General features: G+C 54.8%; 14 protein-coding genes, 2 tRNA genes and 1 rRNA gene. 11 read left to right on the top strand and 6 right to left on the bottom strand.

Annotated features, from left to right (window positions below; genetic code table 11):
- Nucleotides 1-177 precede the first annotated feature (177 nt).
- The 3 genes from rrf (at nt 178) to CUN67_RS19325 (ending at nt 529) form a co-directional block, all read left to right on the top strand.
- Nucleotides 178-293: ribosomal RNA gene (gene rrf / locus CUN67_RS19335) — 5S ribosomal RNA — on the top strand.
- Nucleotides 294-367: 74 nt separating this feature from the next.
- A tRNA-Asp gene (locus CUN67_RS19330) sits at nt 368-444 on the top strand.
- Nucleotides 445-453: 9 nt separating this feature from the next.
- Nucleotides 454-529 (top strand) — tRNA-Trp (locus CUN67_RS19325).
- Between the two features lie 106 nt (nt 530-635).
- On the opposite strand, the gene hdfR is transcribed toward CUN67_RS19325, so the two are convergent.
- Nucleotides 636-1,457 (bottom strand): HTH-type transcriptional regulator HdfR, encoded by an 822-nt coding sequence (gene hdfR / locus CUN67_RS19320; protein ID WP_208716876.1) that lies wholly within the window; start codon nt 1,455-1,457, stop codon nt 636-638.
- 121 nt (nt 1,458-1,578) lie between these two features.
- Here hdfR and CUN67_RS19315 point away from each other — a divergent pair, with 121 nt between their 5' ends.
- On the top strand, nt 1,579-1,917 hold the full coding sequence (locus tag CUN67_RS19315; protein ID WP_084877814.1) for a DUF413 domain-containing protein: 339 nt from the start codon (nt 1,579-1,581) through the stop codon (nt 1,915-1,917).
- 26 nt (nt 1,918-1,943) lie between these two features.
- On the opposite strand, the gene CUN67_RS19310 is transcribed toward CUN67_RS19315, so the two are convergent.
- Complete coding sequence (locus tag CUN67_RS19310; RefSeq protein ID WP_208716875.1) at nt 1,944-3,464, bottom strand: YifB family Mg chelatase-like AAA ATPase; 1,521 nt, start codon at nt 3,462-3,464, stop codon at nt 1,944-1,946.
- A 329-nt stretch (nt 3,465-3,793) separates the two neighbouring features.
- Here CUN67_RS19310 and ilvL point away from each other — a divergent pair, with 329 nt between their 5' ends.
- The 6 genes from ilvL to ilvA all read left to right on the top strand — a co-directional run bounded on the left by ilvL (nt 3,794) and on the right by ilvA (nt 10,352).
- A complete protein-coding gene (gene ilvL, locus CUN67_RS19305; RefSeq protein WP_071783595.1) occupies nt 3,794-3,892 on the top strand; it encodes an ilv operon leader peptide in 99 nt (32 codons plus the stop codon).
- Between the two features lie 149 nt (nt 3,893-4,041).
- Nucleotides 4,042-5,688 (top strand): acetolactate synthase 2 catalytic subunit, encoded by a 1,647-nt coding sequence (ilvG, locus tag CUN67_RS19300; RefSeq protein ID WP_208716874.1) that lies wholly within the window; start codon nt 4,042-4,044, stop codon nt 5,686-5,688.
- Nucleotides 5,685-5,942 (top strand): acetolactate synthase 2 small subunit, encoded by a 258-nt coding sequence (gene ilvM, locus CUN67_RS19295; RefSeq protein ID WP_208716873.1) that lies wholly within the window; start codon nt 5,685-5,687, stop codon nt 5,940-5,942. Before ilvG ends, ilvM begins: the two co-directional genes overlap by 4 nt.
- Before the next feature lie 18 nt (nt 5,943-5,960).
- The gene (gene ilvE / locus CUN67_RS19290) at nt 5,961-6,890 is read left to right on the top strand and encodes a branched-chain-amino-acid transaminase (protein ID WP_084877804.1); all 930 of its coding nucleotides are present in this window, start codon (nt 5,961-5,963) and stop codon (nt 6,888-6,890) included.
- A 60-nt stretch (nt 6,891-6,950) separates the two neighbouring features.
- Nucleotides 6,951-8,801: a dihydroxy-acid dehydratase gene (gene ilvD / locus CUN67_RS19285; protein ID WP_208716872.1), complete on the top strand. Its 1,851-nt coding sequence runs from the start codon at nt 6,951-6,953 to the stop codon at nt 8,799-8,801.
- A 3-nt stretch (nt 8,802-8,804) separates the two neighbouring features.
- A complete protein-coding gene (gene ilvA / locus CUN67_RS19280) occupies nt 8,805-10,352 on the top strand; it encodes a threonine ammonia-lyase, biosynthetic (protein ID WP_208716871.1) in 1,548 nt (515 codons plus the stop codon).
- On the opposite strand, the gene ilvY is transcribed toward ilvA, so the two are convergent.
- Nucleotides 10,353-11,234: an HTH-type transcriptional activator IlvY gene (gene ilvY / locus CUN67_RS19275; RefSeq protein WP_084877799.1), complete on the bottom strand. Its 882-nt coding sequence runs from the start codon at nt 11,232-11,234 to the stop codon at nt 10,353-10,355.
- Nucleotides 11,235-11,394: 160 nt separating this feature from the next.
- Here ilvY and ilvC point away from each other — a divergent pair, with 160 nt between their 5' ends.
- Nucleotides 11,395-12,870 carry a ketol-acid reductoisomerase gene (gene ilvC, locus CUN67_RS19270; protein ID WP_208716870.1) on the top strand — a complete coding sequence of 492 codons (1,476 nt, stop codon included), beginning with the start codon at nt 11,395-11,397 and terminating at the stop codon, nt 12,868-12,870.
- A 152-nt stretch (nt 12,871-13,022) separates the two neighbouring features.
- Here ilvC and CUN67_RS19265 read toward each other — a convergent pair whose 3' ends face one another.
- The 3 genes from CUN67_RS19265 to CUN67_RS19255 all read right to left on the bottom strand — a co-directional run bounded on the left by CUN67_RS19265 (nt 13,023) and on the right by CUN67_RS19255 (nt 16,594).
- A complete protein-coding gene (locus CUN67_RS19265; protein ID WP_208716869.1) occupies nt 13,023-14,357 on the bottom strand; it encodes an MFS transporter in 1,335 nt (444 codons plus the stop codon).
- 290 nt (nt 14,358-14,647) lie between these two features.
- Complete coding sequence (gene yhjD / locus CUN67_RS19260) at nt 14,648-15,649, bottom strand: inner membrane protein YhjD (protein WP_208716868.1); 1,002 nt, start codon at nt 15,647-15,649, stop codon at nt 14,648-14,650.
- Between the two features lie 45 nt (nt 15,650-15,694).
- Nucleotides 15,695-16,594, bottom strand: coding sequence for a LysR family transcriptional regulator (locus tag CUN67_RS19255; protein ID WP_208716867.1), 900 nt, complete (start codon nt 16,592-16,594; stop codon nt 15,695-15,697).
- Between the last annotated feature and the right edge of the window lie 16 nt (nt 16,595-16,610).

The following is a 16,610-nucleotide window of genomic DNA, read 5'->3' as shown; positions in this document are numbered from 1 at the left end:
GCTTTGTTTACCGGATTCAGTTATGTCCTGCGGATTGAGGTCTGAAGGATTTTGCGCTGAAGCAAGGCGGCAAAAGAGACGGAAGGAAGGAGCATACATAAGTATGTGACTGACTTACGCGAATGCAGCCAACGCAGCAGCAGTGCAAAAGACACAGGACAGAGCAGAAAGAATTTGCCTGGCGGCTGTAGCGCGGTGGTCCCACCTGACCCCATGCCGAACTCAGAAGTGAAACGCCGTAGCGCCGATGGTAGTGTGGGGTCTCCCCATGCGAGAGTAGGGAACTGCCAGGCATCAATTTAAGGTATTTACCTGAAAAGGTAACACCGGTTATCAGCGAGACCCCGCTGGTAATGCAGTATTCGGTGGTGCGGTAGTTCAGTCGGTTAGAATACCGGCCTGTCACGCCGGGGGTCGCGGGTTCGAGTCCCGTCCGCACCGCCACCCTCATTTAGGGGCGTAGTTCAATTGGTAGAGCACCGGTCTCCAAAACCGGGTGTTGGGGGTTCGAGTCCCTCCGCCCCTGCCAGAAAACAATCCTTTGCTTAGGCAAAGGATTTTTTTTGTTCCAAATTTAGTGGTGAAGAGAGTTGAGCTTCACCAATATCCACTCAAACCCTTCCCGTTTTATTACCTCAATGTGTCAATACCGGATATTTAAGCAGCTGCCGAATATGCGCCTGCTGATCGCTATTCTGAAGCCATACCGCATATAACGGTCTGACAGCGACAGGTGTATCAGGAATAACCATCAGATCGCTATAAATGCCATGCCAGAAATCAGGTAAAAAGGCACAAGCGCCAGTCGTATGCAGCAATTCGCGGGTAACATGCGCCGAAGTTGTTGTTAATACCGGAACGTCATCACTGGACAGATAATTTTCATGTTGGTGAAAATCTGCTCCCCACTCCAGTTTAATGTAATCATATTTTTCACGTTTCTCAGTTTTCCGTGCACGAAATAACGCGAGTGAAATATGACCAATTTGCTGGCTGGTCAATTCATCCATTTTTGGCGCTTCAGTGGTGATCAAAAGGTCAAGCTGCCGTTCATGTAGCTGCTTTACCAGTAAGTGCCGTTGTGCAATCCGCGCCTCAAGATGCAGGCTTTCTCTGTTCTCATAAAGCGATTGTAGCCAGGGGGTTAGGTAGGCTTCCCAGAGTGAAGCACTAGCCCCGATAGAAAGCTCATGATGTTGCTGTGTGTGCGAAACTTCCTTCTTAGCCATCAACCAGGTACTCATCAGGCTCTCGGCGTAGGGCAATAAACGCTCACCTGCCGAAGTCAGCCGGATGTTATTACGATGACGAGTAAAAAGGTTAACGCCCAGCTGATTTTCCAGTTGGCGAATGCGGAAACTAACGGCAGATTGCGTGAGGTAAAGCGCTTCAGCAGCGCGCCCGAAATGACGTGTTCTGCTCACTTCGAGGAAAGTTTTCAGTAATTCCGTATCCACAGCATTCTCCCAAAAAATGTTTGTCGTATTGATTTAAATGTTTTGTTTTACACTCTGTCAAGCCTATCTAATACTCCGCGCCATAAATAGCACGGCCATATGAGAATCAGGAGCGTGTACAATGGCGGACAGCTTCGCAACAACGAATCGTTTCTTTGATAACAAACATTACCCGCGTGGTTTTTCGCGTCATGGTGATTTCACCATTAAAGAAGCTACGCTTCTTGAGCGCCACGGTTATGCCTTTAATGAACTGGACCTGGCAAAGCGTGAGCCGGTGACAGAAGAAGAGCGATTATTTCTTGAAGTATGTCGTGGTATTCGTGAGCCGCAAACGGAAGCTGAACGTGTATGGTCGAAATATACCGCACGTATCAAGCGTCCCAAGCGTTTTCACACGCTTTCCGGTGGTAAACCGCAGATGGACAGCGTCGAAGACTACAGCGACAGCGAAGACTAAGATAACGGGGCCAATGCCCCGTTTTTTTATTCCAGGCTTTTGTGCAGAAAAATCATTAACCGATCGATACTGCGATACCCAACCGCCTCCTGCAGGTGAGGGCGGGTAATCTGCGGTTCTCCCGCCAGATCCGCGATAGTTCTTGCCACTTTCAGGATGCGTTGCCAGGCACGCACTGATAACCCCAGAGAATTCAACACGTCTTCAAGCCACTTCGCATCATCCTGAAGCAACTGACACCAACGCTGAATGTCCTTATTGGATAAGTGCGCATTCACTTTACCGCTGCGATCGATTTGATGCTGTCGCGCCGCAAGAACCCGTTGTAGCACATCGGCACTGCTCTCGCTGCGCTGCTGTTTCTGGCTTAGCGTGCCGTTGGGCAGGAGCGGGATCTCCAGTGACAGATCGAAACGGTCGAGAAAGGGGCCGGAAAGACGACTCAGGTAGCGTAATACCTGCTGCGGCGTACAGCGATTATGCGTGCCCTGATAATGACCCGTTGGGCTGGGATTCATCGCTGCAATCAATTGAAAGCGGGCAGGGTAAGTTACTTTTGCCCGGGTTCGTGATATCGCGATCTCTCCGGACTCAATCGGTTCCCGCAGAGAGTCCAGAACTTTGCGTTCGAATTCAGGCAGCTCGTCCAGAAACAGTACGCCATTGTGCGCCAGAGAGATTTCTCCCGGACGCGGCAAAGAGCCACCACCGATCAAGGCATACAGTGAAGCGCTATGATGTGGCGCGCGAAACGGGCGCTTACGCCACTGACGATGGATATTGCCGCTACTGACAAGACTGGCAATTGCCGCGCACTCCAGCGCTTCCTGGTCGCTCAGCGGCGGCATGATGCCGGGTAAGCGGGTGGCCAGCATGGTTTTCCCGGTTCCTGGCGGACCGAGCAGCAGCAGGTTGTGCCCGCCAGCCGCAGTGATCTCCAGCGCGCGGCGTCCCTGTTCCTGACCAATGATATCGCTCAGGTCCTGTGTCTCTCTGTTGGGCGCTTCAGGTTGGTAGTGGGCGACGGTTAACTCTGCCTGGTTATGGAGAAAAGCGCAGATCTCAAGCAGATCCTTGCCAACGAGGGTAACGCCTTCTCGGATTAAACCCACATCCTGCTGATTTTGTTCAGAGAGAATCATTTGCCTGCCAGCATGCAGTGCCGCCATCGCTGCCGGAATGGCGGCCTGAACGCCACAGAGCGAGCCGTTTAGCGTTAATTCACCCAGGAATTCATATTGAGTGAGTTTGGCGTCTGGAAGCTGCTCTGAGGCTGCGAGAATCGCAATGGCGATCGGCAGGTCGTAGCGCCCACCCTCTTTAGGCAGATCAGCGGGACCAAGATTGATCGTGACGCGCTTCGCCGGAAAGGCAAAACCGCTGTTGATGATGGCGCTGCGAACCCGCTCCCGCGCCTCTTTCACCGTTGTCTCTGGCAAACCGACCAGTGTTAAAGCGGGCAGGCCGTTACTGATATGCACTTCCACTGTCACCAGTGGTGCCTGAACGCCCAGTGCCGCGCGTGTTAAAACCCGGGATAAAGACATAACCTCTCCTTGTTAGCCCTATCCTGCGCGCTTCACCTTGCGAGATCGAATCGTGATGATAATAACTGCGCACCCGATTCCATTATTTCGTGGTGTTTTGCCGCACGTTTATCGCTTTTGGAAGCAAGTTTCCAAAGTAAGCATGGAAGATTACGTCGCGGTCGTAATGAATATTTATCACGAATGTAAATAACCCTTTACTTACAAAGTGATAACCGCGACTGAGACGCAGCGTCATAAAAATTTCTGATGAAAATTATTGTCAATGCACGGATAACTATGGTAACTCTGTAGGTATTACTTCGAACAATCGAAAAAACGAACAACACATGAAAGCCCTTCTACAAGTGATTAGCCTAGTCGTGATTAGCGTGGTGGTGATTATTATCCCACCGTGCGGGGCTACGCTTGGAGAAAGAAAGGCTTAAAAATCAAGCCCGGAATTCCAAAAACCCCCGCACCGAAAGGTCCGGGGGTTTTTTTTCGACCAGGCAAAATATCAGCGAATCATCGAGGAACAGATAATGAACAGTAGCATAAAATTCTGTTGTTCCCGCAGGGATACAGGAGAATAACCATGACAGGTGCACAGTGGGTAGTTCAGACTTTACGCGCGCAGGGTGTTGAGACCGTGTTTGGATATCCTGGTGGTGCCATCATGCCAGTGTACGATGCGCTCTACGATGGCGGCGTGGAACACCTACTGTGTCGGCATGAGCAAGGTGCGGTGATGGCGGCGATTGGTTATGCGCGTGCCACGGGTAAAACCGGCGTCTGTATCGCTACCTCAGGCCCGGGAGCGACCAATCTGATCACCGGATTAGCTGACGCGATGATGGATTCCATCCCGGTGGTAGCGATTACCGGGCAGGTCGCTTCCTCTTTTATCGGTACCGATGCGTTTCAGGAAATTGACGTTCTCGGTCTGTCACTGGCCTGCACCAAGCACAGTTTTCTCGTCGAATCCCTTGATGATTTACCTTCAGTGATGGCAGAAGCCTTTGCCATCGCGCAGTCTGGCCGTCCTGGTCCGGTGCTGGTTGATATCCCGAAAGACATTCAGGTTGCCAGAGGTGAACCGACACCACGCCTGCTGCCGGTTGAAGAAGCGCCGATCCACTCGGCACAGCAGATCGCCGAAGCGCGCGCGCTGATGGCCCAGGCGAAAAAACCCATGTTGTATATCGGTGGGGGCGTGGGTATGGCGCATGCCGTTCCGGCACTGCGTGCTATGGCGATTGATACCGGCATTCCGATGGTTGCCACTCTGAAAGGTTTGGGCAGTGCCGATGCCAGCAGCGAAGTCTACCTCGGTATGCTGGGGATGCATGGCACCAAGGCGGCCAACATTGCGGTGCAGGAGTGTGACTTACTGATCGCCGTCGGCGCACGTTTTGACGACCGTGTCACCGGTAAGCTCGATACCTTCGCGCCGCACGCCAGTGTCATCCATCTCGATATTGACCCTGCCGAGCTGAACAAACTGCGCCGTGCGCACGTTTCGTTACAGGGCGATCTCAACCAGGTGCTGCCCGCACTGAGCATGCCGTTGCAAATCGACGCGTGGCGCACCGAAGTGAAAATGCTGAAGGCGGAATTTAGCTGGCGTTACGATCATCCGGGTGAAGCGATTTACGCGCCGCTGCTGCTGAAGCAACTTTCTGACCGTAAAGCGGCCAGCGACGTGGTTACCACCGACGTTGGTCAGCATCAGATGTGGGCGGCACAGCATATGTCGTTCAGCGCGCCGGAAAATTTTATTACTTCCAGCGGCCTCGGCACCATGGGCTTTGGCCTGCCAGCAGCGATAGGCGCTCAGGTAGCCCGCCCGAACGACACCGTGATCTGCGTATCCGGCGACGGTTCCATCATGATGAATATCCAGGAACTGGGCACCATCAAGCGCGGCAAACTGCCGGTTAAAATCCTGCTGCTGGATAACCAACGTCTCGGTATGGTGCGCCAGTGGCAACAGCTGTTCTTTGATGGTCGCTACAGCGAAACCATCCTGACTGATAACCCCGATTTCCTGACGCTGGCCAGCGCGTTTGATATCCCCGGCCAGCGCATTACCCGTAAAGATCAGGTCGACGCCGCCCTCGATGCTCTGCTGAACAGTGAAGGTCCTTACTTCCTGCATGTTTCGATTGATGAGCATGAAAACGTCTGGCCATTGGTGCCACCAGGTGCCAGCAACGCAAACATGATGGAGAAAACCGCATGAACCAGCATCAATTGTCTATCGAGGCCCGCTTCCGCCCTGAAATATTGGAACGCATTTTGCGCGTCGTGCGCCACCGTGGTTTCCAGGTATGCGCCATGAACATGGCATCAGCCGCGAATACGGAAAACATTAATATTGAAATGACCGTTGCCAGCCAGCGTTCAGTCGATTTACTGTCTTCGCAATTAAGTAAACTGATGGATGTCGCTTGCGTCCAAATCCAACAACAGACAACACAACAAATCCGTGCCTAGTCGCGAAAGGAAATAACAATGAGTACGAAGAAAGCAGACTTTATTTGGTTCAATGGGGAGATGGTTAAGTGGGAAGACGCCAAGGTTAGCGTCATGTCTCACGCGTTGCATTACGGTACTTCTGTGTTCGAGGGCGTGCGTTGCTACGACTCTCACAAAGGTCCGGTGGTGTTCCGTCATCGCGAACACATGCAGCGTCTGCACGACTCCGCCAAAATCTACCGCTTCCCAATCAAAGCCAGCGTAGATGAGCTGATGGAAGCCTGCCGCGAAGTACTGCGCGTCAACAAACTGAAAAGCGCCTATATCCGTCCGCTGGCGTTCGTGGGTGACGTGGGCCTGGGTGTGAACCCGCCAGATGGCTACACCACCGATGTGATCATCGCCGCGTTCCCGTGGGGTGCTTACCTGGGTGCCGAAGCGCTGGAGCAGGGTATCGACGCAATGGTGTCTTCCTGGAACCGCGTTGCACCGAACACTCTGCCGACTGCGGCAAAAGCCGGTGGTAACTACCTGTCTTCTCTGCTGGTAGGTAGCGAAGCGCGCCGCCACGGTTATCAGGAAGGTATCGCTCTCGACACCAACGGCTATATTTCAGAAGGGGCCGGTGAAAACCTGTTCGAAGTGAAAGATGGCATCCTGTTCACGCCGCCGTTCACCTCTTCTGCACTGCCGGGCATCACCCGTGACGCCATCATCAAACTGGCAAAAGACATGGGTATCGAAGTGCGCGAGCAGGTGCTGTCACGCGAATCATTGTACCTGGCTGACGAAGTGTTTATGTCGGGTACTGCGGCGGAAATCACTCCGGTACGCAGCGTAGACGGTATCCAGGTTGGCGCAGGCAAATGCGGTCCGGTGACCAAACGCATTCAGCAGGCGTTCTTTGGCCTGTTCACTGGCGAAACTGAAGACAAATGGGGCTGGCTGGATCCGGTTAACGCATAACAAGACTTTTCGCGGGCGCACCAGCGTCCGCGTGCCCTTTCTTACTGGAGTAAATAGAGCATGCCTAAGTACCGTTCCGCCACCACCACCCATGGCCGTAACATGGCGGGTGCCCGTGCCTTGTGGCGCGCGACAGGAATGACCGACGCCGATTTCGGTAAGCCGATTATCGCCGTGGTCAACTCATTCACCCAATTCGTGCCAGGCCACGTCCACCTGCGCGATCTCGGCAAACTGGTCGCTGAACAAATCGAAGCGGCTGGTGGTGTGGCTAAAGAGTTCAACACCATTGCAGTGGATGACGGTATCGCCATGGGTCATGGCGGCATGCTGTATTCACTGCCTTCGCGCGAGCTGATTGCCGACTCCGTCGAGTACATGGTTAACGCCCACTGTGCCGATGCGATGGTCTGCATCTCCAACTGCGACAAAATCACCCCCGGGATGCTGATGGCGTCACTGCGCCTTAACATCCCGGTGATCTTTGTTTCCGGTGGCCCGATGGAAGCGGGTAAAACCAAGCTGTCTGACAAAATCATCAAGCTGGACCTGGTGGATGCGATGATTCAGGGTGCCAACCCGAATGTCAGCGATGCCGACAGCGAGCAAATCGAGCGTTCCGCCTGCCCGACCTGCGGTTCCTGTTCCGGTATGTTCACCGCCAACTCGATGAACTGCCTGACCGAAGCGCTGGGTCTGTCGCAGCCGGGTAACGGTTCGTTGCTGGCAACCCATGCCGACCGCAAAGATCTGTTTATCAACGCGGGTAAGCGCATCGTTAACCTGACCAAGCAATATTACGAGCAGGACGATGCCCGTGTGCTGCCGCGTAACATCGCCAGCAAAGCGGCTTTTGAAAACGCCATGACGCTGGATATCGCCATGGGCGGTTCCACCAACACCGTCCTGCACCTGCTTGCCGCAGCTCAGGAAGGTGAAATCGACTTCAATATCTCCGATATCGATCGTCTGTCGCGCAAAGTGCCGCATCTGTGCAAAGTGGCACCGAGTACCCAGAAATACCACATGGAAGACGTTCACCGTGCCGGTGGCGTTATCGGTATCCTCGGCGAGCTGGATCGTGCCGGTCTGCTGCACACCGACGTGCGCAACGTGCTGGGTCTGAACCTGCGTGAGACGCTGGATCAGTACGACATCATGCTGACCAAAGACGAAGCGGTGAAGAAAATGTTCCGCGCGGGTCCGGCCGGTATTCGTACCACTCAGGCCTTCTCGCAGGATTGCCGCTGGGACACGCTGGATGACGACCGTCAGGAAGGGTGTATCCGTACCCGTGAGTTCGCGTTCTCGCAGGATGGCGGTCTGGCGGTACTGTACGGCAACCTGGCGGAAGACGGTTGTATCGTGAAAACCGCCGGTGTGGATAAAGAAATCCTCACCTTCAAAGGTCCGGCCAAAGTTTACGAAAGCCAGGATGATGCGGTTGAAGCCATTCTCGGCGGTAAAGTTGTCGCCGGTGATGTGGTGGTGATCCGTTACGAAGGGCCGAAAGGTGGTCCGGGCATGCAGGAAATGCTGTATCCAACCACCTACCTGAAATCGATGGGCCTCGGTAAAAGTTGCGCACTGATCACCGATGGCCGTTTCTCTGGCGGTACTTCCGGCCTGTCCATCGGTCACGCTTCACCGGAAGCAGCCAATGGCGGCACCATCGCGCTGGTGAAAGACGGCGACATCATCGAAATCGACATCCCGAACCGTGGCATCAAGCTGGCGGTACCGGAAAACGAACTGCACGCACGTCGTGAAGAGGAAGAAGCGCGTGGCGATGAGGCGTATACGCCGCATGGCCGTGAGCGCCAGGTTTCCTTCGCGCTGCGTGCTTACGCATCACTCGCGACCAGCGCTGACAAAGGCGCGGTGCGCGATAAGTCCAAGCTGGGAGGCTAACAGATGGCTGAGTCTCAACCGCTACCCGCGGCGCCGTGCGGCGCGGAGTATTTGCGCGCGGTATTGCGTTCACCGGTGTATGAAATCGCGCAGGTGACGCCGTTACAGAAAATGGAAAAAATTTCATCGCGTCTCGGCAACACCATTCTGGTGAAGCGCGAAGATCGACAGCCGGTGCACAGCTTCAAGCTGCGCGGGGCATACGCGATGATTGCCGGGCTGAATGAAGAGCAAAAAGCGCGCGGCGTGGTGACGGCATCAGCCGGTAACCATGCGCAGGGCGTGGCGCTCTCGGCCAGCACCCTCGGTATCAAATCACTGATTGTGATGCCGCTGGCCACGGCAGATATCAAGGTTGATGCAGTGCGCGCATTTGGCGGTGAGGCTTACCTGTTTGGTGCCAACTTCGACGAGGCAAAAGCGAAAGCGATTGAGCTGGCGGAGCAGCAGGGTTACACCTTCGTCCCTCCGTTTGACCATCCGGCGGTGATCGCCGGACAGGGCACGCTGGCGATGGAGCTGCTGCAACAGGACGCGCATCTCGATCGCGTGTTCGTGCCCGTCGGTGGCGGTGGTCTGGCGGCCGGTGTGGCGGTGTTGATCAAGCAGCTGATGCCGCAGATCAAAGTGATCGCCGTCGAGTCGGAAGATTCGGCCTGCCTGAAAGCGGCGCTGGATGCCGGCCATCCGGTCGATCTGGCGCGCGTTGGCTTGTTTGCTGAAGGCGTGGCGGTAAAGCGTATCGGCGACGAAACCTTCCGTCTGTGCCAGGAATATATCGACGACATCATCACCGTGGATAGCGATGCCATCTGTGCGGCGGTGAAGGATTTATTCGAAGATGTGCGTGCGGTGGCGGAGCCTTCCGGGGCACTGGCGCTGGCAGGGATGAAAAAATACATCCAGCAACACGACATCAAAGGCGAACGTCTGGCGCACGTCCTCTCCGGGGCGAACGTGAATTTCCACGGTCTGCGCTACGTCTCCGAACGTTGCGAACTGGGCGAGCAGCGTGAGGCGCTGCTGGCGGTAACCATTCCTGAACAGCAGGGCAGCTTCCTGAAGTTTTGCCAGACGCTGGGTGGCCGTTCAGTGACCGAGTTCAACTATCGTTACGCGGATGCCGACAACGCCTGCATCTTCGTCGGCGTGCGTTTAACGCGCGGGCTGGAGGAGCGCAGTGAAATCATCAGCCAGCTGACGCAGGGTGGCTATAACGTGGTGGATCTGTCTGACGATGAGATGGCCAAGCTGCACGTGCGCTATATGGTGGGGGGGCGTCCCTCCAAACCGCTGCGTGAACGTCTGTTCAGCTTTGAATTCCCGGAAGCGCCCGGCGCGCTGCTGAAGTTCCTGCAAACGCTGGGTACGCACTGGAATATCTCGCTGTTCCACTATCGCAGCCACGGTACGGATTACGGTCGTGTGCTGGCGGCGTTTGAGCTGGGTGAGGATGAGCCGCGCTTTGAGGAGCATCTGATGGCGCTGGGCTATGACTTCCACGATGAAGTCAATAACCCGGCGTTCCGCTTCTTCCTCGCGGGTCAGTAATTACAGCAGGTTCCAGAAAGCATTGATAAGCGGCTCCCCGAGCCGCTTTTTTTGTACGCACACGCCCAATTCCAGCGGCGCAACGGACTCGACATTCTCCAGCACCAGCACGCGATTACGCACCGGCTCCGGGCTATTTTCCAGCACCACATCCGGCAGCAGCGCAATGCCACAACCGAGCGCAACCATCGACACAATCGCTTCATGGCCCGATACCGTGGCATAAATCAGCGGATTGGGGATACGGCGGCGGCGGAACCACAAATCAATACCGCGTCGCGCAGGCCCTTGTTCCGGCAGGATAAACGGAATCAGCGACCAGTCCGGCTCATCCTGTGTCGCCTGGCTGCGCACCGGGCAGGGCAATGCCGGGGCGATCAGCACCAGCGGAATCAGCCCAAGTGGCGTAAAATCTATGCTGGCGGGCAGCGATTCCGGGCGACCGGCAATCGCCAGATCGGCTTCACCGGATTGCACCATCTCGATTGCATCTGCCGCATCACCGGTGGTGAGTTTGATTTCTACCTGGGGATGCTCGGCACGAAAGCGATCGAGGATCGGTGGCAGATGGCTGTAAGCCGCCGTCACCGAACAGAACAGGCGTAGCTCGCCACTGAGAGACGGGCCGTTCAGGTCCATCACATGACGCAGTTGCTGATATTGCAGCAGGGTTTGCTGAGCAAACTGACGCAGCCGTTCACCGGCTTCGGTCAGCGTCACCGTGCGGTTATCACGCAGAAACAGCGCGTGGCCGACATCCTCTTCCAGGCGCTGGATCTGGCGCGACAAGGTGGACGGACTCACATGCATGGCACGCGCCGTGCGGCCAAAGTGGCAGCTTTCGGCCAGATGGAGGAAGAGTTTCAGGTCTCGTAAATCCATGCGCGGGTAACCTCAAAGTAATATTGCAAATCCTGCAATGTGGCGTTGTTAATATATCAATTTAAGCAACAGATTTCCTGTCATATGATGGGGTCATTCGCGGCGCTACTGATAACGTCGTTACTGAACAAAACAAACACAACATCAAACCGGAGTACCCATGGCTAACTACTTCAACACATTGAATCTGCGCAACCAGTTAGCGCAGTTAGGCAAATGTCGTTTCATGGCACGCGATGAATTCGCGGATGGCGCAAGCTTCCTGAAAGGGAAAAAAGTGGTCATCGTTGGCTGTGGTGCTCAGGGTCTGAACCAGGGTCTGAACATGCGCGACTCTGGCCTGGATGTGTCTTACGCGCTGCGTGCTGAAGCGATTGCTGAGAAACGCGCTTCTTTCCGCAAAGCGACTGATAACGGCTTCAAAGTGGGTACTTACGAAGAGCTGATCCCGCAGGCGGACCTGGTGGTTAACCTGACGCCGGACAAACAGCACTCTGCGGTGGTTCAGGCAGTACAGCCGCTGATGAAAGATGGCGCAGCACTGGGCTACTCACACGGTTTCAACATCGTTGAAGTGGGCGAAACTATCCGTAAAGACATCACCGTGGTGATGGTTGCGCCGAAGTGCCCGGGTACTGAAGTTCGTGAAGAATATAAGCGTGGTTTCGGTGTGCCGACCCTGATCGCGGTTCACCCGGAAAACGATCCGAAAGGCGAAGGCATGGCGATTGCGAAAGCCTGGGCTTCAGCCACCGGTGGTGACCGTGCAGGCGTGCTGGAATCTTCTTTCGTTGCAGAAGTGAAATCTGACCTGATGGGTGAGCAGACCATTCTGTGCGGCATGCTGCAGGCGGGTTCTCTGCTGTGCTTCGACAAGCTGGTGGCAGAAGGCTTTGACGCAGCTTATGTTGAGAAACTGATTCAGTTCGGCTGGGAAACCATCACCGAATCACTGAAGTTTGGCGGCATCACCCTGATGATGGATCGCCTGTCTAACCCGGCTAAAGTGCGTGCTTATGCGCTGTCTGAGCAGCTGAAAGGCATCATGGCTCCGCTGTTCCAGAAGCACATGGATGACATCATCTCCGGTGAGTTCTCTTCCGGCATGATGGCTGACTGGGCTAACGACGACAAAAACCTGCTGACCTGGCGTGAAGAGACCGGTAAAACCGCGTTCGAAACCGCACCGCAGTTCGAAGGTAAAATCGAAGAGCAGGAATACTACGACAAAGGCGTCCTGATGGTCGCGATGGTCAAAGCAGGCGTTGAGCTGGCGTTCGAAACCATGATCGACGCGGGCATCATCGAAGAGTCAGCTTACTACGAATCACTGCATGAGCTGCCGCTGATCGCTAACACCATCGCGCGTAAGCGTCTGTATGAAATGAACGTGGTTATCTCTGATACCGCAGAATACGGTAACTACCTGTTCTCCTTCGCGGCGGTTCCGCTGCTGAAAGAGTTCATGACCACCCTGCAACCGGGCGACCTGGGCAAAGCAGTGGAAGGCACTCAGGTAGACAACGCGCAGCTGCGTGATGTGAACGAAGCGATTCGTCAGCATCCGATTGAAGCGGTTGGTCGCAAACTGCGTGGCTACATGACCGATATGAAACGTATCGCGGTAGCCGGTTAATCCGTTTGCTCCACAGTTTTCAGCAACGAAAAACCCCGGCTTGCCGGGGTTTTTTTATATCTCATCATCTGTAACGGCGCGATAAATCGCGCCGCTACGGGCAATAAAAAACCCGGCCAGCGCCGGGTTTCATGTTTACCACATCAGCGGCATCAAACCGCTTCATACAGCGTCTGATGGCTGGTCTCTTTACAGGCAATCAGCGCAATCAGCGTCAATGCCGCCATCGAAGCCAGATAGAAACCGACCGCCTGCAAACCATAGTTGGCGTTCAGCCAGGTGGCGATATAAGGCGCAACGGAGGCACCCAGAATCGACGACAGGTTATACGAGAAGGAAGCACCGGTATAACGCACTTCGGTTGGGAACAGTTCCGGCAGCAGCGCACCCATCGGGCCAAATGTCAGGCCCATAATGCTCAGGCCGAGCAACAGAAAGCCCATCACCAGCACCTGAGAACCAGAACCCAGCAGCGTCGGGAACATAAAGGCAAAGGCGATAATCATCAGGGTAATGGTGATCATGGTTTTGCGACGACCAAAGCGGTCAGCCAGCAGACCAGCAATCGGCACCATCACACCAAAACCAATCACCGCCACCATCAGCATCCACAGGAAGCTATTACGAGAATAACCCAGGCCAACCGGCGCAGGTGCGGTGCCGTAGCTCATGGAATACACGGTCATGATATAGAACAGCGTATAAGTGGCGAGCATGATAAAGGTGCCGAGGATGGTTGCCAGCAGATGCTTGCTCAGCAGCGTGCCAATCGGCACACGTACCTGTTTTTTCTCTTTCTTCACTTTGGCAAACACCGGGCTTTCGTTCAGCGAGACACGCACATACAGGCCAATAATCACCAGCACCGCAGAGAGAATAAACGGCACACGCCAGCCCCACTGCATGAATTGTTCGTCAGTCAGCAGCCAGGAGAGCAGCAGGAAGGTACCGTTAGCGAAGAAGAAGCCAATCGGCGCGCCAAGCTGCGGGAATGAACCGTAAAGCGCACGTTTTTTTGCCGGGGCATTTTCGGTCGCCAGCAGCGCAGCGCCACCCCACTCACCACCCAGGCCCAGACCCTGACCAAAACGCGCCAGCGCCAGCAGCAGCGGTGCAGCCACGCCAATGGTCTGATAGCCCGGCAACAGGCCGATCACCACGGTAGACACCCCCATGGTCAGCAGTGAGGCGACCAGGGTGGCTTTACGGCCCACGCGGTCACCAAAGTGGCCAAACACGGCAGAACCAATCGGACGCGCCACAAAAGCGATGGCGAAGGTTGCCAGTGACTGCAGCGTTGCGACGGTCGCATCGCCCTGCGGGAAGAAAATATGAGGAAAAACAATAACCGCCGCAGTGGCGTAAATATAAAAATCGAAAAATTCGATGGCGGTGCCGACAAGAGACGCAACGACCACTTTGCCGCGGGAATTGACCGGCGTGTCGTCTTGTTTTTTGTCGATTGATTCGGTGATGGAGGCTTGCATAACTGTTTCTTAATTGTAAATAGAAACAAAGAATCTTACGCACCTGTATTGCGTCATTCAATGGCGAAAACCCGCGTCATAACAGGCTTTTTCGGCGAAAAAGAGGATAATTTCTGAGTTCACGCCATCGGCGGCGAATGGAAAGGGTTACAGCCAATTTTTTGGCGGGAATCTCTGCAAAAGGGCCAAATAAAAGTGACCCTTTAGCGATTCCTGCTGTCTTTTGCCGCAAAAACAGTCTGCGGGAAACATTTTTTGCTGTTGCGGCAAATGTAACGAACTGCGGCAGCTTAATGTTGCTGGTGGGGCTGCGGCATTTCTTTATCGTCTTTGTATTTGGCGGTGGCGATCCAGGCTGCGCAGAACAGCGTCAAACGCGCAAAGAAGTAGAAAAAGGCCATCAGACCCAATACCGAACCGAAAGCCGCACCAGACGGTGATGTCGCCAGCTTCGGCAGGGTAATTGTCATGACAAACTTAATCACCTCAAAGCCAATGGCTGCCAGCAACGTGCCACGGAACAACGCTTTTTTGCGTGGCTTGTGGCGCGGCAGTATCCAGAAAATCCACAGAAACAGCAGATAGTTGGCAAAGATGGAGATGCTGAGAGCAATGATGGTCATCGCCGGACGCAGCCAGTCAATATGATCCAGCCCCAGCGCCTGCACAATTGCCGCCTGGGCGGCACCGGCAATCGACGTCAGCGACAGGGTGATCACCAGCGCCAGCATCAGGCCGGTGAGCGAGATAAAGTCGCGGATGTATCTCTTCCAGAATTTCTCCTGATCATCCGGTTTACGCTCCCACACATCGCGGGACTGGGCGCGAATCGCCTCACGCAGATTTCCCATCCAGTTAATCCCGGAATACAGCGCCAATAACAACCCGGTCAGGCCGACGGTGGCGCGTTGCTGAATCGCCGTGTTTACGGTGCTTTTCAGGGTATTGGCCAGATTGGGATCGCTGATACTGTTAACGATTTTGTTGATCAACTCCGTGAGTAAATCCTGATTCGACGCCAGCACAAAGCCCACCGCCGCAAAGGAGACCATCAAAATCGGTATCAATGAGAGAAACGAAAAATAGGTAATGGCGGCACCGAACTGGCTGCCGAGGCGATCGTTGAATCGCTCCAGCGCGCGCAGAAAATGCGCCACCGCCGGGATGGCCTGAAACCAGGTCGCGAACCGCGAGACACGTACAATCGAGCGGTCCACGTGCTGATTACCGGTTTTGAGATCGATCAGCGGCTTGGGTCCAGCCGCCTGTTCCTGATTATCTTTGTCTGTCATAGACGTTCATCATCCTGTTCACTGCGAAATTTACATTATAGTCCGTCAGGTCACGTACTCCTGCAGAACCTGGCTCAGCCACTCCATAAACACCCTGACGCGTCGTGCCACATTGCGTCGGTGGGGATAGAGCAGGGAGATCGGCATCGGTTTGGCCGCAAAGTGATGCAGCACCTCCACCAGTTGCCCGGACTCCAGCAACGGCTGCACACCAATGGCCGGAACCTGAATAATACCCAGTCCGGCGATACAGGCGGCACGATAGGTTTCGGTGCTGTTCACCGTCACCACGCCGCCGGTCTGAATGAAATGGCTTTGTTTACCATCAAAATATTCAAAACCCGGCGATGGCTGGCCCAGCTGCTGGGTGTAATGCACCATGGCGTGTTGCGACAGATCTTCCAGCCGCACCGGCATGCCGAAACGGGAAAGGTAATCGGGGCTGGCGCAGTTAATCAAGGCATGGGTTCCGATTTTACGGGCAATCAGACCGGAATCTTTCAGTTCACCGACGCGGATGACGCAGTCAAATCCCTCACGGATCACATCCACCTGACGATCGCTGCTGCTAAGCTCAATCTCGATACCAGGGTAGTGCTGCAAAAACTCGGGCAGGCGCGGCAGGATAAAACCGGTTGCCATGGCAACCGACATATCGACGCGGAGTTTGCCGCTGAGTGTCGCCGGGTCATGCTGAAACAGGCTATCCATATCATCCAGCATCGACAGCAAATCGAGGCAGCGATCGTAATAAACCAGCCCATCCTGAGTGAGGTGGACACGGCGCGTAGTGCGATGCAGCAGCCGTGTACCCATTTGATTTTCCAGCGCCTGCAACTGACGCGATACGCTGCCTTTCGGCAAACCGAGACTTTCTGCTGCGCGGGTAAAACTGCCCATTTCTGCCACCCGCACAAAAACCTGCATTGCGTGAATTTTATCCATGTTGTTCACCGATTGT

Source organism: Pantoea cypripedii, assembly GCF_011395035.1.
Lineage (GTDB): Bacteria > Pseudomonadota > Gammaproteobacteria > Enterobacterales > Enterobacteriaceae > Pantoea > Pantoea cypripedii_A.
This window is presented reverse-complemented; position numbering and strand designations above follow the sequence as displayed.